Below are 21,830 nucleotides of genomic sequence, written 5' to 3'. Positions count from 1 at the left end.
GATAACTGCTAATCATCTATTTACTTGAGTTTCATAATGTTAGGGGGCTATATGAGAACTGAACACACCAGATCTATACAGACTATTAGCCACTCAACAGAAATTATCAATTCTTTTTTTGATGAACCATCACAGAAGATGTTCTCTGTTAGACGCTTAAGCTGTAGAGTTGATGTTAAGCGTCAATTGTTCATCGTTACTATTGAAAATGCAGACAATCCAAGCAAGTTCCAGGTGATCCCATATGCTGAACTTACCGTGTGTAAAGATAAGGTAAGATATCTTGTAAATCCGACACATCAATATCCTGACTTGGAAGATAGCTTGCCTTCAATAAATACCAGTATTGAAAAAACTGTCTGTGATTTTATTCAGAAGTATAGTCCTGTTGCTAATGTGTAGTTGAGATAAAGATGGCCCCTGACCTGAACGATTCATACACTAAAGATTTGAGTAGAAAACCTGACTGTATAAAAGAAGAGATTGTAGAAAAGTTTTATCACTTATCAAAAGATGGTGATTTCTTAGAGGTAACTGAATATCTCTTAAGCGGTAGCGAATATCATTACTAATAGGGATCATCCGATTAGGATGTTTCACTGAAGATTATTATAAGTTTCAGTCTCTTGAGATGCTTAATTCCGGCTACAGCGAAGGTGAAATCATCCAGTACCTAATAGATCTTGATATGCACAATCCTGATGAGGATGAGTTAATAGGCCGCATTGCGTACAATGATTTTAATTTCTATGACTGTGGTCTAAAAAAGACAGGAAAGCAGATAAAGGGGGCGTTTATTTCGTCAGACTATCGGGCAGCAGGTCTGGGACGTTCAATATACAGAAGACTAGTTTTAAAGCATGATTATATTATTTGCGATAACATTCAGAGTGTTGCTGGTGGTACTTTGTGGGCGAGTGGAATAATAACATTAGCTGACGTTAGGGTGTATGATACCATACGACATGAATTTGTTGATATGCTAAAAGAAGGCGGAATTGGGATTAAGGGTGTTAAACCTTGGAGCGCCACACATCTTTCTATGAGTGAGCTTTCTCGATGGGAACCGAATTCGATATCCCATGATTGCTGCCACCATATTGTTAGCATCATAAGCAGAGACGAGTTATATATTTGATAAGCAAAATCTGTCTAAGTGGGTTCAGTTTATTGACAAAGCGCTGGTTTTTTGTGGTCTTGCAACCTGTTTCTCATTTCTGAGCTGATCCCTATTCTTCCCACCTAATAGTGTAAAATCAATTGCTACACTCCATATCGGGTGCTATTTCTGTTTGTACATATGTGTGTACAATATCCTCAAAGCACAGCACCTGATTTCAATTATTACAAACCGAGAGTATTATCTGAGGCTTGAAACGGCGGAGGCTCCTCGGCGTTCAGGTCTGGGGGATATACCAATTTATTGCATGTTAACCGGGATGATATGACACATTGTTCTTCTGTTGTTGAATTACAGAATATCGCTGAATTACAGGATTTAGTTGTTGATCTGGTAATGTTTACACAAAAACTATCCCAATTCAGGCAGCGGCTTAACCTGGATTTTGAACAATATCAGGCCGATCATATCTCTTTACGCTGTAATGATATCGCCGTAGCGGAACGCTGGCGTAAAGGTTTTTTGCAGTGTGGAAGTCTGATGTCGGAAAGTATTATTAATGGGCGTCTAATCTGTTTGTTTGATTTGGTACAGCCAATAACGGTGCTTAACTGGCAGATTGATTGTGTTGAATTGCCATACCCCGGCAAGAAAGCCTATGCACATCAGGGATGGGAGCATGTGGAGCTGGTGCTGCCCGTGGCGCCGGAAATGTTGTCGGTAGAAGCAAGGGCATTATTACCGCAGCCTTTGCCGGGCGGTTTTTCTGTTAAAGAAAGTCAACCCAAAGGAGAGCGGGAGCGGTTGCCTAATCCTACCTTAGCTATCACTGATGGTGAGATCACCGTCAAATTTCATCCATTTACATTGCGTGACATCGTTAAAAGTGAGCACCAGTCAGCAAAATTAACTTTTCCATCCCAGTGATCCAGATAAAAATTCTGACCTTGTGATTTCCTACAAATCATTGGGAATAATTAAATGTCATAGTTAGTGAGTTGAGTTACTGAATCGTTTAGGTTCATTAATTGCTCGTTATTGACTGGGTGTTCAAGGAACTTCTGATGACAAAGTTAGAAATTTGTTGTTTTAGCGTAGGTTGCGCATTAATCGCACAACAGGCTGGGGCTGACCGGATAGAGTTGTGTGCCAGTCCGACGGAAGGGGGATTAACACCGAGTTTTGGTACATTGAAGCAGGCTATTGAGCAATTAACGATTCCTGTACATCCAATTGTACGTCCAAGAGGCGGTGATTTTTGCTACAGCCATTCAGATTTTGAGGTGATGAAAAATGATGTTGCCCAGATCCGTGATATGGGATTTATGGGCGTCGTTTTTGGTGTATTGGATGAAGAAGGTCATATTGATTTGCCGCGGATGCAACAATTGATGGCGTTGTCCGGAGATATGGCTGTCACTTTTCACCGTGCGTTTGATATGTGTTTTAATCCTAACGTGGCATTGGAGCAACTGACTCAGCTTGGTGTTAAGCGAATATTGACTTCCGGCCAGCAACAGAATGCTGAATTGGGATTACCCTTATTAAAAGAGCTTCATCAGGCCAGTCAGGGACCCATTATTATGGCGGGCGCGGGTGTTCGCCTGAGTAATATTCATAAATTTATGGATATAGGGTTAACGGAAGTTCACAGCTCTGCCAGCCGGGTGATGCTTTCCACTATGACCTACCGCAAAGCGGGGGTGACAATGAGTTCTGACAATGAAGTGGATGAGTTCTCACATTACTGTGTTGATGGTGGTGTGGTAGAGGTCATGAAAGGGATGCTGAGTCTGACCTTGTTTGAATAAGCCCTGCTGTTAAGTAAATTTCGAACTGGCCTGTTGGGCCAGCTCTCCAATTCAGGGTTTACGGGCAATCAGTACCGCACGCAGTGGGGCTGGATAACCCTCAATGGTTTTACCGCTATCCTCAGGATCGAGAAAATCAGATAACGACTCTGTTTTCATCCAGTCTGTACGGCGCTGTTCTTCCGTGGTAGTTACAGTGTGATCGACAATCCTCACATCAACAAAACCGCATTTTTCCAGCCAGACTTTCAGCATTTTTGCTGATGGGATGAAATAAACATTACGCATCTGGGCATAGCGTTCGCCAGGGATTAGACAGGTGTGTTCATCACCTTCAACAACCAAACTTTCCAGCACCAATTCGCCATCGGACACCAGTTGGTTTTTTAACTGCCAAAGATGGTCGAGTGGGGAACGGCGGTGATAGAGGACGCCCATTGAAAAAACGGTATCAAAAGCGACCAGTGCCGGTAATTGTTCGATTCCCAGAGGTAAAAGATGAGCACGTTGATCGCTGCCAAGCAACTTTCTGACGGCTTCAAACTGGCAGAGAAAAAGTTGAGTCGGATCGATACCAACCGCAAGTTCAGCCCCTTCACCGACCATCCGCCACAGGTGATAGCCGCTGCCACAGCCAACATCAAGAATTGTCCGGCCCGCTAAGGGAGAAATATGGGATAGTACCCGATCCCATTTCCAATCTGAACGCCATTCAGTATCAATATTCACACCATAAAGAGAGAATGGCCCTTTGCGCCACGGCATAAATACTCTCAATATATTGGTAATACAGACTTTTTCACCGGCGGATAGAGGTGGATCACGTTCTGCGATCACGCCATTTTTTAGATCTAATTTAGTCGGCGAAATTTCGGGCAGGTTTTCCAGGGTTTTGACCCACGATTTAAGACTGCCATGCAGGGCCGCTTTTTGCCATTCATCCAGTTGGACCGGAAGACAATGAAGCCAATGTTGGAGGTTGTTCTTGGCGATAAGTTGATAAAAATTACCGAAATCGATCATTTATCGACTCCTTTTATCGCCAGTAATGAGCCGAAATTGAAACACTGAAACCAGACTTCAACATGTTCAAAACCAGACTGATGAAGGCGGAATTTATGTGTTTCGACGGAATCAGTCAGCATTACATTTTCAAGCATGCTACGTTTTTGGCTGATCTCCAATTCGCTGTAGCCGTTAGCACGCTTAAAATCGTGGTGCATATTAAACAGCAACTCACCAATCTGTTGATCTTCAAAGCTGAATTTCTCTGATAAAACTAACACACCGCCCGGACGTAATCCCTGATAAATCCGGTTAAGCAAACCTTGCCGATCTTGCGGGTCGAGAAATTGTAAGGTGAAATTCAGTACAACCATTGAGGCATTCTGGATATCAATATCGAGAATATCGGCTTCAATTACGTCAACGGGTGTGTGCGCCCGGAAAGCATCAATATGGCGACGACAGCGTTCAACCATAGCCGGAGAATTATCAACCGCGATGATCTTGCAATTTTCCGTCGTAATATTGCGGCGCATTGCCAGGGTTGATGCGCCAAGGGAACAACCCAGGTCATAAATCTGACTGTTTGATGTCACGAAACGACTGGCCAGCATACCAATCATGGAAACGATATTTGAATAACCTGGCACAGAGCGTTGGATCATATCAGGGAAAACTTCTGCAACCCGTTCATCGAAACGCCAGTCACCCAAATTGGCAATGGGGGCGGCAAACAGGCTATCCCTTTGATTGTGAGGATCTTGATTTGACATAACAGCATTGATTATTAGAAAAAATAGAAGGTGGTATTCTAACAGAAATTCGGAGAAAGACCGCAATGGTAATCAGCATAAATCATTTCAGGCAGCAGAACTTGCTGCCTGTTTATTTCAGTGGCGGCAATATCAGACATAAAGAGAAAATATTTGTTCCCAAGGCAGATAGTAAATATTGGCAATCACCATCAATATCATGGAGAGATAGGTTGCTGCCATGCCGGATCGCCGCCAGCGGAACTCTCGGTGGTGCAGGCCATAATAATGTAACAACCTGCCGGTGAGCAGGATCAAACCACAGACATGTATCATCCAGACATTTGAACCGTTCATCTCCATCATCACTAGTAATAACATTGAGATGGGAATATATTCCACAGCATTGCCGTGAATACGGATAGCGGTTTGTAATTCGTAAAAACCGTCATCTCCATATGAAACACGATATTGTGTTCTTAATCTAACCACATCAAAAGACAGCTTAATCAATAATAGTGCGCCCAACACAACATAAAGCGAGCTAACCATTTTTAACTCCATTGCCTAACCGAAATTGGCCAATTAGGTTATGATAAACCTCAAAAATAAAACTGTCGCTATAAAAAACAGGAATTGAAAATAAATTGTCTGATTATCAGACATCAAGGCAATTGTATTATCCAGGATATTGCCTACCCTTATCTCTGAGCAGAATTTCTATTATAATGGCGGCCTTTTTTGACAGTTCTGAACTTTTCGTATTTAAAAAAGTTCAAAAACGATGCCAAAATTTCCGCAGCAAAAGCACAACAGCCGAGTAAAAGGATATTGTATGCGTACTGATTATTGTGGGCAGTTGAATCTGACCCATGAAGGCCAGAAAGTGACTCTTTGTGGTTGGGTAAACCGCCGCCGTGATCTGGGTGGCCTGATTTTTATTGATATGCGTGATCGTGAAGGTATCGTTCAGGTATTTTTCGACCCGGATCAGCAAGCAGCGTTTTCTCTGGCTTCTGAGCTGCGTAATGAATTCTGTATCCAAATCACCGGTACTGTACGCGCGCGTCCTGACAGTCAAATCAATAAAGATATGGCTACCGGTGAAATCGAGGTTTTTGCGGAAAGCCTGAATATTATCAATCGTTCCGAACCTTTGCCTTTGGATAGCAACCAGACGAACAGTGAAGAGCAGCGTCTGAAATATCGCTATATTGATCTGCGCCGTCCTGAAATGGCAAACCGCTTGAAAACACGCGCAAAAATTACCAGTTTTGTCCGCCGTTTCATGGATAGTCAGGATTTCCTGGATATTGAAACGCCGATGCTGACTAAAGCGACACCAGAAGGCGCTCGTGATTATTTAGTGCCGAGCCGTGTTCATAAAGGCAAATTTTATGCGTTGCCTCAGTCCCCGCAGTTATTTAAGCAATTGCTGATGATGTCCGGCTTTGATCGTTATTATCAGATTGTTAAATGCTTCCGTGATGAAGATTTGCGTGCAGACCGCCAGCCGGAATTTACTCAGATCGATGTGGAAACTTCCTTTATGACTGCCGAGCAGGTAAGGGAAATGATGGAACAAATGATCCGCGAATTGTGGCTTGAAATTAAAGGTGTTGATCTCGGGCATTTCCCGGTCATGACTTTTGCTGAAGCCATGCGTCGTTTCGGTTCTGATAAACCTGATTTGCGTAACCCACTGGAATTGGTCGATGTCGCTGATCTGGTCAAAAATGTGGAGTTCAGCGTTTTTGCTGAACCGGCGAATGACAGTAAAGGCCGTGTAGCCGTTATCCGTGTTCCGGGTGGGGCTGAACTGAGCCGTAAACAAATTGATGAATATGGCAAATTTGTTGGGATTTATGGCGCCAAAGGGTTGGCGTGGATAAAAGTCAATAATCGTGGCGCGGGTTTGGAAGGGGTACAAAGCCCGGTGGCTAAGTTTCTCAATGCAGAAGTGATTGACGGTCTGCTTTCCCGTACCGGTGCGCAGGATGGCGATATTCTGTTCTTCGGCGCCGGCAGTACAAAAGTGGTCACTGATGCCTTGGGAGCACTTCGTCTGAAATTAGGCCGCGATTTGAACTTGACACAGCTGGATAGCTGGCAACCGTTGTGGGTTATCGATTTCCCAATGTTCGAAGATGATGAAGAAGGCGGCCTGAGCGCAATGCACCATCCGTTTACTTCACCGCGTGATATGTCAGCGGAAGCGTTGGCGCAAAATCCGCTTTCGGCCATTGCCAATGCTTACGATATGGTGATTAATGGCTATGAAGTAGGCGGTGGTTCAGTACGTATTCACCGTAACGACATGCAACAAGCGGTGTTCCGTATTCTGGGGATTAATGAGCAGGAACAGCAGGAAAAATTTGGTTTCTTGCTGGATGCGCTGAAGTTTGGCACTCCGCCCCATGCAGGCCTGGCATTCGGTCTTGACCGTCTGGTGATGTTGTTGACCGGGACTGACAACATCCGTGATGTTATCGCGTTCCCTAAAACAACCGCTGCCGCTTGTCTGATGACCGAGGCGCCAAGTTATGCAAATCTGGCCGCACTTGAAGATTTGTCAATCTCGGTTGTGGCTCGGAAAGAGAGTGAATAATGGTTTATAAGCGCCCTGAATCTGTTCTGGTTGTTATTTATGCGTTTTCCAGCGGACGGGTGCTGATGCTACAGCGGCGGGACGATCCTGATTTCTGGCAATCTGTGACGGGTAGCCTTGACGGGGACGAAACGCCGCGTGAGACAGCATTGCGTGAAGTGCAAGAAGAAGTCGGTATTGATATCATCGGTGAAAATCTTGAACTGATAGATTGCCGGCGCTCGCTTTATTATGAGATTTTTACCCACTTGCGTCATCGTTATGCTCCGGGAGTAACCCGTAATAAAGAGTACTGGTTCTGTCTGGCATTGCCTGAAGAGCGAGAATTCCTGTTGACTGAACACCAGGCTTATCAGTGGCTGGATGCGGATAAAGCGGCAAAGCTCACCAAGTCATGGAGCAATCGGCAGGCGATTGAAGAATTTGTGATTAATTAAGCTTATTAGATGTTTTATCGGAGAACCTTATGGCAGGTCATAGCAAATGGGCCAATACCAAGCACCGCAAAGCCGCACAGGATGCGAAACGCGGTAAAATTTTCACCAAAATTATTCGGGAGCTGGTAACGGCTGCCCGTCTGGGTGGTGGTGATCCGGCAGCTAACCCACGTCTGCGGGCGGCGGTTGATAAAGCGCTGTCCAACAACATGACCCGCGATACCTTGAACCGGGCTATCGCCCGTGGTGTCGGCAACGATGACGCTGACAACATGGAAACCATCATTTATGAAGGTTATGGTCCGGGGGGGACCGCGGTGATGGTTGAGTGTTTGAGTGATAACCGTAACCGTACGGTTTCTGATGTTCGCCATGCTTTCACGAAAACCGGCGGTAATCTGGGTACGGATGGCTCTGTTGCTTATCTGTTCACCAAGAAAGGTGTGATCTCTTATGCGCCGGGATTGGATGAAGACGCGGTTATGGAAGCGGCGCTGGAAGCAGGGGCTGATGATGTGGAAACCTATGATGATGGCGCTATTGATGTTTACACCACACCAGAAACGTTTGGTGAGGTGAAAGACGCGTTGGATGCCGCCGGTTTTGTTGCCGAATCGGCAGAAGTTTCGATGATCCCTTCAACTAAAGCTGAATTGGATGCGGAAACCGCACCTAAGTTACTCCGTTTGATCGATATGCTGGAAGATTCAGACGACGTACAAGAGGTTTACCATAACGGTGAAATCTCTGATGAAGTTGCCGCTTTGCTGTAATTTCAATCGGGTTGTACAGCGTAGAGAAAGTGCACTGGGGTTCAGGGCACTTTCTCTAACGTTTTTATCCTCCTTATTAAAGATGATCGTAAAGGCGAATAAACAGATATGGCGATTATCTTAGGTATCGACCCAGGTTCCCGTGTCACCGGCTATGGTGTGATCCGCCAGCAGGGGCGCCATTTGATTTATCTTGGCAGTGGTTGCATCCGGACAAAAGTTGATGATCTGCCTAACCGATTACAGCGCATTTATGCCGGTATCCTTGAAATTATTACGCAATTCCAACCGGATGCCTTTGCTATTGAGCAGGTATTTATGGCGAAAAACCCGGATTCAGCGCTGAAATTAGGGCAAGCGCGTGGCGTTGCTATTCTGGCTGCGGTAAATCAATCTGTACCGGTTTTTGAATATGCCGCCCGGCAGGTTAAACAGACAGTTGTCGGCACTGGGGCGGCTGAAAAAAGTCAGGTTCAGCATATGGTGCGTTCTATGCTGAAATTGTCTGCTAATCCGCAAGCCGATGCAGCAGATGCGTTGGCAATTGCGATAACCCATTGCCACTTTAATCAGAATCTTTTGCGTGTTGGTGATCCCAGATTAATTCTGGCGCGTGGGCGTTTAAAATAACGGCTGGATATGCATCCAGCTTTTTTTATGTTATAAGCATTAGCAGAATAATCAGTTTTATTTAGAACATCAGTTTTATTTGCAGGGGGTAAACAAGTGATAGGGCGTCTCAGAGGAATTGTGCTGGAAAAACAACCACCATTGGTTTTGTTGGAAACGAATGGCGTGGGTTATGAAGTTCATATGCCAATGACCTGTTTCTATGAATTGCCTGATACCGGACAGGAAGCTGTTCTGTTTACTCACTTTGTGGTGCGTGAAGATGCGCAATTACTTTATGGTTTTAATGATAAGCAGGAGCGGGCGCTGTTCCGTGAACTGATTAAAGTGAATGGCGTCGGCCCTAAACTGGCGCTGGCTATTCTTTCGGGTATGTCTGCGCAGCAATTTGTTTCTGCGATAGAGAAAGAGGCGATTGCTTCTCTGGTTAAGTTACCCGGTGTGGGTAAAAAAACCGCCGAACGGCTGGTGGTTGAAATGAAAGATCGCTTTAAAGGGCTTAATGGCGATCTGTTCAATCAGAGCAGTGATATTAATCTGCCGGCAACCGCCAAACAGACAACTTCTGATGCGGATATCGAAGCGGAAGCCGCCGCTGCGTTAGTCTCTCTGGGTTATAAGCCGCAGGAGGCCAGTCGAATGGTCAGTAAAGTCGCTAAACCGGGGGCTGATTGTGAAACACTTATCCGCGAAGCACTTCGCGCCGCTCTTTAATCACAGGGGTATACCATGATTGAAGCTGACCGTCTGGTTTCCGCGGAAGTTTTGCAAGATGATGAAGCTATTGACCGTGCAATCAGGCCCAAATTGCTGTCTGAATATGTCGGGCAGCCGCAAGTCTGTGAGCAGATGGAGATTTTTATTCAGGCTGCCAGACAGCGGGGTGATGCTCTTGACCATCTGCTGATTTTTGGCCCGCCAGGGTTGGGGAAAACAACCCTGGCGAATATTGTTGCCAATGAAATGGGGGTAAATCTTCGCACAACGTCTGGCCCGGTCTTGGAAAAGGCGGGGGATTTAGCGGCAATGCTGACAAATCTTGAACCGCATGATGTCTTGTTTATCGATGAAATTCACCGTTTATCGCCGGTGGTGGAAGAGATTCTCTATCCGGCAATGGAAGACTATCAGCTGGATATTATGATTGGCGAAGGGCCGGCAGCCCGTTCGATCAAAATTGATTTGCCGCCTTTTACCCTGATTGGTGCTACCACGCGTGCAGGTTCTCTGACTTCGCCACTGCGTGATCGTTTCGGTATTGTGCAGCGCCTTGAATTTTATAACGTGGATGATTTGCAAAGTATTGTCTCCCGCAGTGCCCGTTATATGGGCGTGGATATTTCTGATGATGGTGCGCGGCAGATTGCCATGCGTTCCCGTGGAACGCCGCGTATTACCAACCGTTTACTGCGTCGGGTGCGTGATTTTGCTCAAGTGAAAGGGAATGGCGCGATTGATGGTGATATTGCTGCCAGAGCGTTGGATATGCTGAGTGTGGATTCTGCCGGTTTTGATTATCTGGATCGTAAATTATTGATTGCTATCATTGATAAATTTATGGGCGGGCCTGTGGGGGTGGATAACCTTGCGGCTGCCATTGGTGAGGAGAGGGAAACGATTGAAGATGTGCTGGAGCCATTCCTGATCCAGCAGGGGTTTATTCAACGGACTTCCCGGGGACGAATCGCCACCGATCATGCTTATCGCCATTTTGGTATGGTCAGAGATTAGGCGCAATCAGTTTGCCGTCTGAGCTAATCGGGATGGGACTCCTTCAAGGGAACCTATCCCGTGCTTTTCTCTTGGTAATTGAGCGTAGCAACTCAATAGATCAGCTTCTTGCCTTACTGAGCAGGCTGATAATAAATAGCACCGCAGCGCACAGAACAACAGAAGGCCCGGCTGGCGTGTCGTAAAAGGCGGAAAAGGCCAATCCGCCGGTGACAGCGAGCATACCAACGACAATAGCAATAGCGGCCATTTGCTCTGGTGTGCGGGCGAAACGGCGAGCGGTGGCGGCGGGAATAATCAGCAGGGAAGTGATAATCAGAGCGCCGACAAACTTCATTGCCAGGCCAATTGTCAAGGCTGTGACCAGCATTAACAGCACTCTCAACCGCTGTGTTTTAATGCCATCCACAAAAGCCATTTCCTGGCTGACTGTCATAGAAAGTAGGGCGTTCCATTGCCAGAACAGCAGTGTGGTGACAATAGCGACACCGGTTGCAATCAACCAGATATCTTCATAAGTAACTGACAGTAAGTCACCAAACAGATAAGCCATTAAATCAACCCGCACATTGGACATTAAACTGACAACCACCAAGCCTAATGATAATGCGCTGTGAGCCATAATCCCCAATAAAGTATCAATGGCGAGTTGCGGACGTTTCTCCAGCCAGACCAGCATGATTGCCAATATTAAAGTGACCGCGATAACCGCGTAAAAAGGGCTGATATTTAGTAATAATCCGAAAGCAACGCCCAATAACGACGCATGAGCCAGAGTATCGCCAAAATAGGACATTCTGCGCCAGACAACAAATGATCCTAATGGCCCGGCAGCAATCGCCAATAATATGCCAGCTAACCAACCGGGGAGTAATAATTCAATCATCAATGGCATTCCCTGTTATTTTTCAAGATAATTTTCCCTTTCAGATCATGATGGTGATTATGCTGATGCCGATATACTGCCAATTGTTCTGCACCATGATGACCAAACATCGCGATAAATTCAGGGTGAGTTGAAACAACTTCCGGTGTACCGGAACAGCAAATATGTTGATTAAGACATAAAACTTCGTCTGTTTTCGCCATCACCAGATGCAAATCGTGGGAGACCATCAGTACAGCACAATGCAATTCGGTTCTGATTTGATTAATTAAATCATAGAGCGCTAACTGACCATTAACATCAACGCCTTGTGTCGGTTCATCAAGCACCAACAAGTGGGGTTGATTTAATAGCGCTCTGGCTAATAAAACCCGTTGGTTTTCTCCGCCGGATAATTTTTGCATCGGTTGCTGCAAGAGATGGGCCGCGTTGACCCGCTCAAGTGTCGGCAATATATCGGCGGATTTTACACCGGGTTTCAGCATCATAAAGCGTTTGACTGTCAATGGCAGGGTAGGATCAAGATGCAATTTCTGTGGAACATAGCCGATTCTTAGTCCATCGGTATGCTCAATTGTGCCGGATGACGGTTCAATAAGCCCCAAAACAACACGGACTAATGTTGATTTACCGGCACCATTGGGACCGAGCAACGTCAGAATATTCCCTTGTTGCAAGCTAAGAGAAACATTGTTTAATACCTGACGGTTGCCGAAGGTAACCGCAACATTTGTTAAAGTGATGAGTGTCGACATGCTAAATATATCTTGCGTGAACATTGAGATGTTATAATATAACAATTCTTGTTTCTGTCCACGAGATATTTACATTATGTTGCACAAATCATATAAACTGGCGCAGAAATTTTTCTGCAAAGCCGCAATTGCTACTGTTTTTATGTCAGCAACAATACAATCGGCTAATGCTGATGTTGTGACATCAATTCGTCCGTTGGGCTTTATTGCGTCGGCAATAACTGAGGGTGTCATTGATACGCAAGTATTGTTACCTGATGGCGCTTCACCACATGATTATGCATTGAAACCGTCTGATCTTAAGAAGATTAATCAGGCAGATTTATTTGTATGGATTGGCCCTGATATGGAAATCTTTTTGTCTAAGCCGTTGAGCAAAGTGCCACAAGATAAACAGCTAGTGTTAGCGCAATTGCCGGCGATTAAACCACTATTGCTAAAGAATGGTGAAGATTTACAGGAATCGAATCATCATCACGATGAAGAGGACCATGAACATCATTCTCATGGTGAATATAATATGCACATTTGGTTGTCGCCGGAAATAGCGAAACAGGCTGCTCAGGGGATCCATGACCAATTATTAGTGCGTTATCCGCAGAAAAAAGCGGCGCTGGACGTAAACCTACGTAAATTCAACGTTCATCTTGCGCAAACTGACAAAAATATTGCTAATATTCTTAAGCTGGCGCGCGGTAAGGGGTATTTTGTCTTTCACGATGCCTATGGCTATTTCGAACAGCATTATGGTTTGGCTCCGTTAGGGCATTTTACGATTAACCCTGAAATACAGCCTGGCGCGCAAAAATTACATCATATACGAACACAATTGGTTGAGCAGAAGGCAACCTGCATTTTTGCTGAGCCGCAATTCAGGCCGACCGTTATTAATGCGGTAGCGAAGAATACGGGGGTGCGTATGGGCACGTTAGACCCGTTAGGAAGCCGCGTCGTATTGGATAAGGACAGCTATATGAAATTTATAACTCAGTTGTCGGAACAATACGCGAGTTGCCTGAATTAAAGTAATAAGGAATTCGATTAGTGCAGCAGATAGTTAAAACTATCGTTCTGGTGTATAGGGAGTTACCGCGGCCGCATAAGATTATGCTGGGTTCGCTGACTTTGGCGACATTGGTTGTCACGATGTGGCAGCCAATTGCTTATCATCATGAACAACAGGAAGAAATAAGCACCGGCAGTATTGCTATCAATGCCCCGGCAAATACTGATGAGATTATTGCGGATAGCAGTGAACAATTACCGGATGAGGGCATTCCCGATGAAGAGACGAATTCGGAAACGACGGCTCAAACTCCGCATGAGTATATTGTCTCTGACGGTGATACCCTCAGTAGCATTTTGACGCAATTTGGTATTGATGCTTCCGACGTGGCATTACTGGCGAGTCAGCACAAAGTGTTACGGGGGCTGAACATTGGTCAGCCATTATCATGGACGGTAAATGAAGCGGGTGATCTGCAAAGTCTGACCTGGGGTGTTTCCCGCCGTGAAAGCCGTATTTATACCCGTGAAGGTGATGTCTTTAAAGAAACGAAATCATTTCAGAAAGGTGAGTGGAAAAACAGCGCAATTACAGGTGTGGTTGATAGTAACTTTACCAGCAGTGCCTTAAACGCGGGTTTAACCAGCAGTGAAGCACGTGAAGTCACCAAGGCACTGCAATGGCAAATTGATTTGCGTAAATTACATAAAGGTGATCGCTTCTCGGTATTACTTTCCCGTGAAATGCTGGATGGTCACAGTGAACAGAGCCAATTATTGGGTGTTCGCCTGAACAGTGGTGGTAAAGATTATTATGCTATCCGTGCGGAAGATGGGCGTTTTTATGATCGTGAAGGTTCCGGTCTTGAGCGCGGCTTTTTACGTTTTCCAACAACGAAACAATTCCGTGTATCTTCTCACTTTAATCCCCGGCGTGTGAACCCGGTAACAGGGCGCGTCGCACCGCACAAAGGGGTGGATTTTGCTATGCCGGTGGGAACCCCGGTTTTGGCGGTAGGTGACGGTGAGGTTATTGTCTCCAAATATAATGGGGCGGCGGGGAACTTTATCGCTATTCGTCATGGACGCCAATATACCACCCGTTATATGCACCTGAGAAAACTGTTGGTGAAATCAGGGCAGAAGGTAAAACGTGGTGATCGTATCGCGTTGTCCGGCAGTACCGGTCGTTCTACGGGCCCTCATTTGCACTATGAGTTCTGGATCAACCAGCAGGCGGTAAACCCATTAACGGCGAAATTGCCGCGTTCTGGTGGTCTGAGTGGTAAAGATCGCACAGAATTCTTGGCAACGGTAAAAGAGGTAACATCTCAGCTTTTGCTGGATTGAGCTAATTGAACATTAATGACAGACATTAAAGTGGATGATTGATATCATCCGCTGTCGTTTTGTATATGCCAGAAAAAGATGGGTTGATATCCACTGATATAAATCTCTGTACTAAAATGGCAGATTATCGTTTTGTTCTAAAGAGTTAGCTCATGCATAAAGAGACAGATACAGACAGTAAAGTGGGTTATGTGCCGACATTTCATAAATCCTACCTGCATCCTCGCTACTGGGGATTATGGCTGGGGGTGGGTGTATTGGCTGGGCTGACTTACTTCCCGGTTAAAATGCGTGATCCTTTGTTGGCTAAAATAGGGTGGCTAGCCGGTAGACTTGCGAAAGGGGCGCGCCGCAGAGCGCGGATCAATCTGTGCTACTGTATGCCGGAACTGACAGCGCAGCAGCGCGAGGCGGTGATTGATGAGATGTTTTCTACTGCGCCGCAACCTTTTGTTATGCTGGCTGAGATTTGTTTACGTGGTACAAAATCAGCTTTAAGCCGGACGCATTGGCATGGTGAAGAGATTACCCGCCAACTGAAAGCGCAGGGGAAAAACATTATTTTCATGGTTCCTCATGGCTGGGCTGTGGATATTCCGGCGATATTATTGACAGCTAATGGACAGAAAGCAGCGGCGATGTTTCATCATCAGAAGAACCCTGTAGCAGATTATCTGTGGAATAAAGTCCGGGGTCGTTTTGGTGGTCGCTTACATTCCCGTGATGCCGGCATTAAACCTTTTATTGCTACCGTTCGCCAGGGTTACTGGGGATATTATCTTCCTGATCAAGATCACGGCGAGGAACACAGCGAATTTGTCGATTTCTTCGCAACGTATAAGGCGACATTACCGGCCATTGGGAGACTGATGAAGATTTGCCGTGCGGCGATTGTGCCGTTGTTTCCGGTTTATAATTACCGTACTCATCAGCTTGATATTTATATTCGCCCTCCAATGGATGATATTGAAGGCAAAGATGATGCTTTTATTGCCCGCCGGATGAATGAGGAATTGGAACAATTAGTGCGGCCAAACCCTGAGCAATACACCTGGATCCTTAAATTGCTTAAGACCCGCAAAGAGGGGGATATTGAGCCGTATAACAGGGAAGATCTGTGATTTTAATATATATGAAGTAATTATCACAGTTTGAACCTAACCCCTAATATTGGACATCATATCCAATGATTAGGGGTTGTTATGATGAAACATTTTACTTGCACTTGAAATATCAGGATAGCATTTATGCCGCTATGGTTTGTTTTATTGTCTCCAACAAACCGCCGGTTCCACAACATGAACCATCATAGTTTGGATTGTGCTTCCTGTTGGTCACTCGATCGTGTGGGCATCCACCATTACATAAATGAAACCATTTACATTGATGCATTTTTTCATATGATTCCATTTCTTCTTTAAGATGATTCTTATTTGTATTTGATTTGGCGAGTAAATTCCCAAGATCATTATCAATAATCGAACCGTAATTATTCCCTTCAGCACCAACATATTTATCACATGCTGATACTGTACCATTAGGTTCCAATGTGATTATTTCCTGAGAACAGTTACCCGCCCAATAACAATCTGACATTTTCTTTTGGGACGATTTGATACTGTCAATAAATCCGTCAAACAAGCGAATATTAATTTTTCCTTGAAAACCATCCCACCAGACACGGAAAACCTTAGAAAGGAAATTAATATAGTTATGGTAAGTGATATAACTTCCTCCAGGATCATCACCCGGCTGGCATCGATTGTCTGGGACAATATTCAGAAATTCAATATCCGTCAAACCGATTTCGTAAAAATAAGAGAGCATTTTTTCTATATTGGATTCATAAACATCGCGGTCGACGACGATAAGCGCACCGTAAGGTATGCCATAACTTCTTAACTTTTTCATACCTGCCGCGACTTTATGGGATGTTGGCCTTCCTCTGTAATCTAATCTCCTGCTATCGTGTATTTCCGCAATACCATCAACGCTTATCCCTACCCCCATGCCAATACCTTTGAGAAACACTAACCAATCTTCGGGAATATTGACTGCGTTAGTCTGTACTGAATTGGTAATAACTTGATCTGGTTTTTTAAATTGTTCCTGTAACCAGATGAGTTTCTTAAAATAATTAACATTCAACAAAGTCACTTCGCCACCATGCCAGACGAATTCAAATCGCTTGATATTCGGCAGGGATAAGAAACGGTGAATGGAGCGCATTAAATTGAAGAATGTTAAGGTATTTCCTTTTCCTTCTGCCCAGGAGTGACAATAAGTGCATCTTAAATTGCAAAGCCTGGTGGCTTTCACAACCACAACTAACTTATTAGCATTAATAATTTCAGGGCTGAAATGAATACTGATTTCTTCATTATATAAAGCCAGCTCATCATCATCTAATATCTTTTCGGCGGGGATTTCACCGATAATTCGGCAAGCTAATTGCCTGTAATTAATTTTAGACGATTTCTTGAGAATCGATGATTCGTCTGAATCTAAATATTTTATGGGGATTATTGTGTCCATAAAGAACTCCTTTATTATGTTATTTATGCTCAACCAAGCAAGTGGCCATCCCTCATCGTTAATATTCTGTCAGAAAACGCTGCCGCTTCTACGGAATGGGTTACCATAACAATCGTCGTACCGTTTTCATTCAGTTCTTTAAGTGAAGATAAAATATTCTGACCATTTACGCTATCCAGGTTCCCGGTTGGTTCATCAGCCAATAAAATGGCGGGGTTTGCTATCATTGCTCTGGCGATAGCAACACGTTGCTGTTGTCCACCAGATAATTGTATCGGTTTATGATTTTCCCGATTTTCTAATCTAAAACTATTTATTGCATCAAATACTCTTCTTTTCCGCTGTTTTTTAGAAAAACCTCTGTATTTTAATGGTAACTCTATGTTTTCAAATACCGTTAAATTGGGTAACAGATTGAATGATTGAAAAATATAACCAATAAATTCTCGTCTGAATGATATTTTTTCAGAATATTTCATTGTTAAAATATTGCTATTGTTCAGTGTTAATTGACCGCTATCGATCGTTTCAAACATGCCAATGACATTCAGTAATGTTGATTTCCCTGACCCAGACGCTCCCATTATAGAAATAAATTCGCCTTTATCTATATTGAGATTTATTTCATTCAAAACATTTGTTTGAATGAATTTCGTTTTATATGATTTACAGACATTCATCATGCTAATCATTTTATTCAATCCTTACTGTATCATTATTAACTAATTTATTCTTACCAAAGTTCACGAGTGTTTGTCCTTCAGTAATACCGCTTTTGATCTCAATATCAGAACCATTATCTTGGCCGGTGGAAACTTGAATACGTTGGGCAATTTTTTTATCTGGATGGTAAACAAACACATAGTTTTTATTGTCAATGGAAAACACCATAGATGAAGGTACGGAGAATATTTTCCGATCTTCATCAAGTTTAATCATGACATCAATGGATTGCCCTCGCTTGAAGTTAATTGCTTTCTTATCTTCCAATTCAAATCTGACTTTGAATGTTCCATTATTGACTTCAGATGAAATTAATTTCACTAGTAAAGATATTTTTCCATTGTTATAGATTAAACTGGCAGATGAATGGTATGTTATTTTGTTTAAATAGTATTCGTTGATTTCTGATTCAAAATAAAAGTTTGATAAATCATCAACAATAGCTATTTTATCGCCGGGTTTTAACCGTTGTCCTAAAATTAAATCTAATGAACTGATATTACCGGCGATAGGGGATTTTATTGAAAGTTGCTCGAAACCATTTTCGATGATGTCGGCGAGTTTTCTCTGTTTTTCGACAAATTCGTCGATTTCTTTTAACTGTTTTGATATATCACGATCTTTATCATTTTTTAATCTTTTGTAGAATAGATAAACATCGTGCCAATAATCTCTTTTAATCCTTAAATCGGACATGGTTTCTTTAGAAACATAATTTTTATGTACAAGATCATGATATCGTTTTAATTTATCTTCTACTTCTTTTAATTCTTTGGATGCTTCTAAGAATCGGTTATTGATATCCCGATAGTCGGATTGTAAGTTTATTCTGATGTTTATTAAATTATTGAGTTTATCTGTCACGTCCGCTAACATTGAAGAATTATTCAATGTGAAATTAAAATTAGATAATTTAACGATTTCTTCATTCTTTAAAACATCTTGTGATGGTTTTTTCATTATATCGGTAACGATTCCTCCTATCTCTGTTGAGATAGAGACGCTTTTATCAGGAACCACAACTGCCCTGGTTTTCAGAATATCACTATCTATTTTGCTGCTGACTTGAAACTGGGTAACTTCATTTTCATTCACGAAAGCGTCTTTAGCCGAAACGATATAATAAATAATAAATACAACAAATGAAATAAAAGCGATAAAGAAAATAAGAATGAGTAATTTCTCTCTGTTATGTATGCCTTTTTTTCTGATTTCTATGTCCATGATTAGTCTCACAAAAATTTAGTGGCGGATAATTTTCTGTAATTCACCAAATAAATAGTAATCATTATAATAACGGTGAATATCATTGTAGTAGATAGGGCGATAGCACTGTATACAAAAGAATCGGTGTAAATCACACTATATTCATCAAGCAGATAAACTAAAATAGTTCTTCCTGATATATATGCCACGAAAATTGATGCGATTATTGGGATGACACTTTTCGATAAAAAATGAATGAGGTTGGTGTAAATAGAACCACCAATGGATTCCATTATACTTAGTTCTCTTTTCATCGCGTTAAAGTCAGTCATGCTGGTAGTAAAGCAGGCGATGACTAATAACAGGACCGAAAAAATAGCGACGGCGGATGATAATTTAATTACTTTTAAATAATTATCATAATAAGAGTTAAATAAGTGACTGGTTAAATCAATTTCATTTTTATCGAAACCCTGTTTTGATAGTTCGTTAAGTACCGGAGAAAGGTTGCTCATATTGTTTAAATTCAGCGAAGCATATTTGCCATGATCTTTTTTGATGAAAACAACGATTGGCCTGAATGGTTCATCTACAGCACCTAAATTGAAATTATCTATAATCTGAATAAATCTGATTTGGATCTTTTTATCCTCCATTGTGTACCAATAGTAGTTGTTAAAAATATCATCATATTTGATAATTCCATTCTGTTTTAAAAATTCTTTTGTCACTAATGCATGGACTACATCAGCATTATCACTCTGATATACGCGTTTATCACCACCGGCTAAAATCTTCATTTTCCATACATCAGTAAAATTTTCATCCGCAGTAATAACATTCGAAGAGATATAGTTATTTCTGTTTTGTTGGCCGGAATAATTAATAGTGATATTTTCTCTTGACATATCAAATGGTCGCCAATTACTGAGTGTTATTTTCGAAGTATGGTATTTGCTGATAAACTCATAGCCTAATTCATCAATAGTTAATTTTTTATTATTATCGTTATTAATTGCTATTGATATGGTCTTGGCATTATCATATGGAGTATGTAAATCAACAAGGTGAATATATTGATTGGTTAATCCGGTGACTAAATAAATAGATATTCCGGAAACAAGTAATTGAATAGCCAATGATGATTTCCTAAACCAGGAGGCAAGGGTTGATTCATATCTCATATCCATTTTTCTGTTTCTTTGATAAATATAAAAACGTAATGAGAATGAAAAATGTATTGATGAAATTAAGATAAAAGCAATAACAACCGAAAATATCCCTAAATATATTAAACTGTCTGGCTCTAATAGGGTAAATATATTCTTTATATATAGAGAGGCATTGAATATAGTTATGATAAGCAACAAAAAGATAAGGGCGGAAAAGGTTATTCTGAGCAACATGGCTGGCAGTGAATCGCAAATAATATTGAAGGTTGAAGCACCTAGTGCTTTCTTTAACTGATAAGTATCTCTTTTTTCTGCTGAATCAGCAGAAATTAAATTATAATAGTTGGTTAATGCGGAAAATAAGATAAATGCGAATGCGATATATGTGCTGTAAATTATCTCCTTTGATAAACCAATAGAGATTTCATCAGGTAATCCATCTTGGTAATGAATATCTTTTAATTTTTTTAATGACAGGTGAATAAATTCACTGGCGGTAAATGGTGCGCCTGGAAGATTAGGGGCTTTGGTCGCAATAATATGATTAAGAAGTGCATCGCGATTGGATATTGGGTTTTCATCAGAGAATTTTATAAAAATATAAGCATGTGTGTCATACCAATTGAATATTTCTTTATTGTAGTTTTTGATAAGTGTTGGCTTAAATGAGATAATAGCATTCATATTAAGACTCGAATCCTGACGTCTTTCTACGATATCTTTGATGATATAGGTTTCATTATCCAGAATAATAGATTTTCCTTTGGGATTTTCCAGGCCGAGATAGCGATTATTGAATTCTTTTGTGATATAAATCTCATTTGCTCCCAAGATATTATCGACTTTCTTAAAGGGAGACAGGGTATTCAGGAATTGATGACTCACTGCAAACACGGGAACTTTGGTGATCTTTTTTCCTTGTGACTCAACCGTCGTGTTAAGTTTGAAAAAGTAGTCTGCACGATTTATCCTTCTGTCTTTTTCTAGCTCCTCTATGAGTGGCAATGGCGATTTTGCCGATCTTACTTTTTCTCCATTGGGCAAATTAAAGGTGGTTTCCACCCGGTAAATGTTGCCATTATCTTGATAATAGTTATCAACTCGAGCATCTGAATAGAAGGCAGTAGAAAGTAGATAAATTGCTAATATCGCTATTGATACTGAGAGTATCGATACCAATATATTGAAACGTTTCATGGATTCTGAGATGTTAATAGCATTCATTTATGGCTACCGTTCCTTACTTAAGGCCCATTCTATTAGGGCTATTAGCGGGGCGAGTTTTCAAATTAATTTTTGGGTATGGATTTTTTAGATACCCTTGCCTCTGA

The 21,830-nt window shown here is 42.3% G+C and carries 22 protein-coding genes; 13 read left to right on the top strand and 9 right to left on the bottom strand.

From position 1 onward, the window contains the following. Positions 1 to 51 precede the first annotated feature (51 nt). The 4 genes from VY86_RS20465 (at position 52) to cutC (ending at position 2,931) form a co-directional block, all read left to right on the top strand. A complete protein-coding gene (locus VY86_RS20465; protein ID WP_036837311.1) occupies positions 52 to 402 on the top strand; it encodes a hypothetical protein in 351 nt (116 codons plus the stop codon). 229 nt (positions 403 to 631) lie between these two features. Continuing rightward, a complete protein-coding gene (locus VY86_RS20460; RefSeq protein WP_052760882.1) occupies positions 632 to 1,138 on the top strand; it encodes a hypothetical protein in 507 nt (168 codons plus the stop codon). Between the two features lie 306 nt (positions 1,139 to 1,444). After that, positions 1,445 to 2,047: a VOC family protein gene (locus VY86_RS20455; RefSeq protein ID WP_046976345.1), complete on the top strand. Its 603-nt coding sequence runs from the start codon at positions 1,445 to 1,447 to the stop codon at positions 2,045 to 2,047. Between the two features lie 137 nt (positions 2,048 to 2,184). After that, positions 2,185 to 2,931, top strand: coding sequence for a copper homeostasis protein CutC (gene cutC / locus VY86_RS20450; RefSeq protein WP_046976344.1), 747 nt, complete (start codon positions 2,185 to 2,187; stop codon positions 2,929 to 2,931). Between the two features lie 51 nt (positions 2,932 to 2,982). On the opposite strand, the gene cmoB is transcribed toward cutC, so the two are convergent. The 3 genes from cmoB to VY86_RS20435 all read right to left on the bottom strand — a co-directional run bounded on the left by cmoB (position 2,983) and on the right by VY86_RS20435 (position 5,240). Continuing rightward, on the bottom strand, positions 2,983 to 3,954 hold the full coding sequence (gene cmoB / locus VY86_RS20445) for a tRNA 5-methoxyuridine(34)/uridine 5-oxyacetic acid(34) synthase CmoB (protein WP_046976343.1): 972 nt from the start codon (positions 3,952 to 3,954) through the stop codon (positions 2,983 to 2,985). Beyond that, positions 3,951 to 4,709, bottom strand: a complete 759-nt coding sequence (gene cmoA / locus VY86_RS20440; RefSeq protein ID WP_046976342.1) for a carboxy-S-adenosyl-L-methionine synthase CmoA — start codon at positions 4,707 to 4,709, stop codon at positions 3,951 to 3,953. Before cmoA ends, cmoB begins: the two co-directional genes overlap by 4 nt. Positions 4,710 to 4,841: 132 nt before the next feature. Further along, positions 4,842 to 5,240 (bottom strand): MAPEG family protein, encoded by a 399-nt coding sequence (locus VY86_RS20435; RefSeq protein ID WP_021326553.1) that lies wholly within the window; start codon positions 5,238 to 5,240, stop codon positions 4,842 to 4,844. Positions 5,241 to 5,523: 283 nt separating this feature from the next. Between VY86_RS20435 and aspS the strand changes: the two genes are divergently transcribed. From aspS to ruvB, 6 genes are all read left to right on the top strand, one after another. After that, entirely contained in the window at positions 5,524 to 7,296 is a 1,773-nt protein-coding gene (gene aspS, locus VY86_RS20430) for an aspartate--tRNA ligase (RefSeq protein WP_046976341.1), read from the top strand. Then, positions 7,296 to 7,733: a dihydroneopterin triphosphate diphosphatase gene (nudB, locus tag VY86_RS20425; RefSeq protein WP_046976340.1), complete on the top strand. Its 438-nt coding sequence runs from the start codon at positions 7,296 to 7,298 to the stop codon at positions 7,731 to 7,733. The genes aspS and nudB overlap by 1 nt, the downstream gene beginning before the upstream one ends. A 29-nt stretch (positions 7,734 to 7,762) precedes the next feature. Beyond that, a complete protein-coding gene (locus tag VY86_RS20420) occupies positions 7,763 to 8,506 on the top strand; it encodes a YebC/PmpR family DNA-binding transcriptional regulator (RefSeq protein ID WP_046976339.1) in 744 nt (247 codons plus the stop codon). 108 nt (positions 8,507 to 8,614) lie between these two features. Further along, a complete protein-coding gene (gene ruvC, locus VY86_RS20415; protein WP_021326557.1) occupies positions 8,615 to 9,136 on the top strand; it encodes a crossover junction endodeoxyribonuclease RuvC in 522 nt (173 codons plus the stop codon). 96 nt (positions 9,137 to 9,232) lie between these two features. Then, positions 9,233 to 9,850, top strand: a complete 618-nt coding sequence (gene ruvA / locus VY86_RS20410; RefSeq protein WP_046976338.1) for a Holliday junction branch migration protein RuvA — start codon at positions 9,233 to 9,235, stop codon at positions 9,848 to 9,850. 15 nt (positions 9,851 to 9,865) lie between these two features. After that, the gene (gene ruvB / locus VY86_RS20405; RefSeq protein ID WP_046976337.1) at positions 9,866 to 10,867 is read left to right on the top strand and encodes a Holliday junction branch migration DNA helicase RuvB; all 1,002 of its coding nucleotides are present in this window, start codon (positions 9,866 to 9,868) and stop codon (positions 10,865 to 10,867) included. Between the two features lie 100 nt (positions 10,868 to 10,967). Here ruvB and znuB read toward each other — a convergent pair whose 3' ends face one another. Together znuB and znuC are read right to left on the bottom strand one after the other, a co-directional pair. Beyond that, positions 10,968 to 11,753: a zinc ABC transporter permease subunit ZnuB gene (gene znuB, locus VY86_RS20400; protein WP_021326560.1), complete on the bottom strand. Its 786-nt coding sequence runs from the start codon at positions 11,751 to 11,753 to the stop codon at positions 10,968 to 10,970. Beyond that, the gene (gene znuC, locus VY86_RS20395) at positions 11,753 to 12,508 is read right to left on the bottom strand and encodes a zinc ABC transporter ATP-binding protein ZnuC (RefSeq protein WP_046976336.1); all 756 of its coding nucleotides are present in this window, start codon (positions 12,506 to 12,508) and stop codon (positions 11,753 to 11,755) included. The genes znuB and znuC overlap by 1 nt, the downstream gene beginning before the upstream one ends. A 76-nt stretch (positions 12,509 to 12,584) precedes the next feature. Between znuC and znuA the strand changes: the two genes are divergently transcribed. The 3 genes from znuA (at position 12,585) to lpxM (ending at position 15,984) form a co-directional block, all read left to right on the top strand. Further along, positions 12,585 to 13,532, top strand: coding sequence for a zinc ABC transporter substrate-binding protein ZnuA (gene znuA / locus VY86_RS20390; RefSeq protein WP_046976335.1), 948 nt, complete (start codon positions 12,585 to 12,587; stop codon positions 13,530 to 13,532). 20 nt (positions 13,533 to 13,552) lie between these two features. Further along, a complete protein-coding gene (mepM, locus tag VY86_RS20385) occupies positions 13,553 to 14,863 on the top strand; it encodes a murein DD-endopeptidase MepM (RefSeq protein ID WP_046976334.1) in 1,311 nt (436 codons plus the stop codon). Between the two features lie 152 nt (positions 14,864 to 15,015). Beyond that, complete coding sequence (lpxM, locus tag VY86_RS20380; protein WP_046976333.1) at positions 15,016 to 15,984, top strand: lauroyl-Kdo(2)-lipid IV(A) myristoyltransferase; 969 nt, start codon at positions 15,016 to 15,018, stop codon at positions 15,982 to 15,984. 124 nt (positions 15,985 to 16,108) lie between these two features. Here lpxM and darE read toward each other — a convergent pair whose 3' ends face one another. The 4 genes from darE to darB are packed head-to-tail and all read right to left on the bottom strand — an operon-like array spanning position 16,109 to position 21,723. Next, positions 16,109 to 17,398, bottom strand: a complete 1,290-nt coding sequence (darE, locus tag VY86_RS20375; protein ID WP_046976332.1) for a darobactin maturation radical SAM/SPASM protein DarE — start codon at positions 17,396 to 17,398, stop codon at positions 16,109 to 16,111. Positions 17,399 to 17,427: 29 nt separating this feature from the next. After that, positions 17,428 to 18,090, bottom strand: a complete 663-nt coding sequence (gene darD / locus VY86_RS20370; protein WP_046976331.1) for a darobactin export ABC transporter ATP-binding protein — start codon at positions 18,088 to 18,090, stop codon at positions 17,428 to 17,430. A 1-nt stretch (position 18,091) separates the two neighbouring features. After that, positions 18,092 to 19,345 carry a darobactin export ABC transporter periplasmic adaptor subunit gene (darC, locus tag VY86_RS20365; RefSeq protein ID WP_046976330.1) on the bottom strand — a complete coding sequence of 418 codons (1,254 nt, stop codon included), beginning with the start codon at positions 19,343 to 19,345 and terminating at the stop codon, positions 18,092 to 18,094. A gap of 8 nt (positions 19,346 to 19,353) precedes the next feature. Continuing rightward, the gene (gene darB, locus VY86_RS20360) at positions 19,354 to 21,723 is read right to left on the bottom strand and encodes a darobactin export ABC transporter permease subunit (RefSeq protein ID WP_046976329.1); all 2,370 of its coding nucleotides are present in this window, start codon (positions 21,721 to 21,723) and stop codon (positions 19,354 to 19,356) included. Positions 21,724 to 21,830 lie beyond the last annotated feature (107 nt).

The sequence above is a fragment of the Photorhabdus thracensis genome (assembly GCF_001010285.1).
Lineage (GTDB): Bacteria > Pseudomonadota > Gammaproteobacteria > Enterobacterales > Enterobacteriaceae > Photorhabdus > Photorhabdus temperata.
The sequence above is the reverse complement of the archived record's forward strand: the minus strand, read 5'-3'. Positions and strand labels throughout refer to the sequence as shown.

Bases quoted from the DNA above. Each gene is read 5' to 3' on its own strand.
- VY86_RS20465 (WP_036837311.1), top strand. From the start codon at position 52: ATGAGAACTGAACACACCAGATCTATACAGACTATTAGCCACTCAACA.
- VY86_RS20460 (WP_052760882.1), top strand. From the start codon at position 632: ATGCTTAATTCCGGCTACAGCGAAGGTGAAATCATCCAGTACCTAATA.
- VY86_RS20455 (WP_046976345.1), top strand. From the start codon at position 1,445: ATGACACATTGTTCTTCTGTTGTTGAATTACAGAATATCGCTGAATTA.
- cutC (WP_046976344.1), top strand. From the start codon at position 2,185: ATGACAAAGTTAGAAATTTGTTGTTTTAGCGTAGGTTGCGCATTAATC.
- cmoB (WP_046976343.1), bottom strand. From the start codon at position 3,954: ATGATCGATTTCGGTAATTTTTATCAACTTATCGCCAAGAACAACCTC.
- cmoA (WP_046976342.1), bottom strand. From the start codon at position 4,709: ATGTCAAATCAAGATCCTCACAATCAAAGGGATAGCCTGTTTGCCGCC.
- VY86_RS20435 (WP_021326553.1), bottom strand. From the start codon at position 5,240: ATGGTTAGCTCGCTTTATGTTGTGTTGGGCGCACTATTATTGATTAAG.
- aspS (WP_046976341.1), top strand. From the start codon at position 5,524: ATGCGTACTGATTATTGTGGGCAGTTGAATCTGACCCATGAAGGCCAG.
- nudB (WP_046976340.1), top strand. From the start codon at position 7,296: ATGGTTTATAAGCGCCCTGAATCTGTTCTGGTTGTTATTTATGCGTTT.
- VY86_RS20420 (WP_046976339.1), top strand. From the start codon at position 7,763: ATGGCAGGTCATAGCAAATGGGCCAATACCAAGCACCGCAAAGCCGCA.
- ruvC (WP_021326557.1), top strand. From the start codon at position 8,615: ATGGCGATTATCTTAGGTATCGACCCAGGTTCCCGTGTCACCGGCTAT.
- ruvB (WP_046976337.1), top strand. From the start codon at position 9,866: ATGATTGAAGCTGACCGTCTGGTTTCCGCGGAAGTTTTGCAAGATGAT.
- znuB (WP_021326560.1), bottom strand. From the start codon at position 11,753: ATGATTGAATTATTACTCCCCGGTTGGTTAGCTGGCATATTATTGGCG.
- znuC (WP_046976336.1), bottom strand. From the start codon at position 12,508: ATGTCGACACTCATCACTTTAACAAATGTTGCGGTTACCTTCGGCAAC.
- znuA (WP_046976335.1), top strand. From the start codon at position 12,585: ATGTTGCACAAATCATATAAACTGGCGCAGAAATTTTTCTGCAAAGCC.
- lpxM (WP_046976333.1), top strand. From the start codon at position 15,016: ATGCATAAAGAGACAGATACAGACAGTAAAGTGGGTTATGTGCCGACA.
- darE (WP_046976332.1), bottom strand. From the start codon at position 17,398: ATGGACACAATAATCCCCATAAAATATTTAGATTCAGACGAATCATCG.
- darD (WP_046976331.1), bottom strand. From the start codon at position 18,090: ATGATTAGCATGATGAATGTCTGTAAATCATATAAAACGAAATTCATT.
- darC (WP_046976330.1), bottom strand. From the start codon at position 19,345: ATGGACATAGAAATCAGAAAAAAAGGCATACATAACAGAGAGAAATTA.
- darB (WP_046976329.1), bottom strand. From the start codon at position 21,723: ATGAATGCTATTAACATCTCAGAATCCATGAAACGTTTCAATATATTG.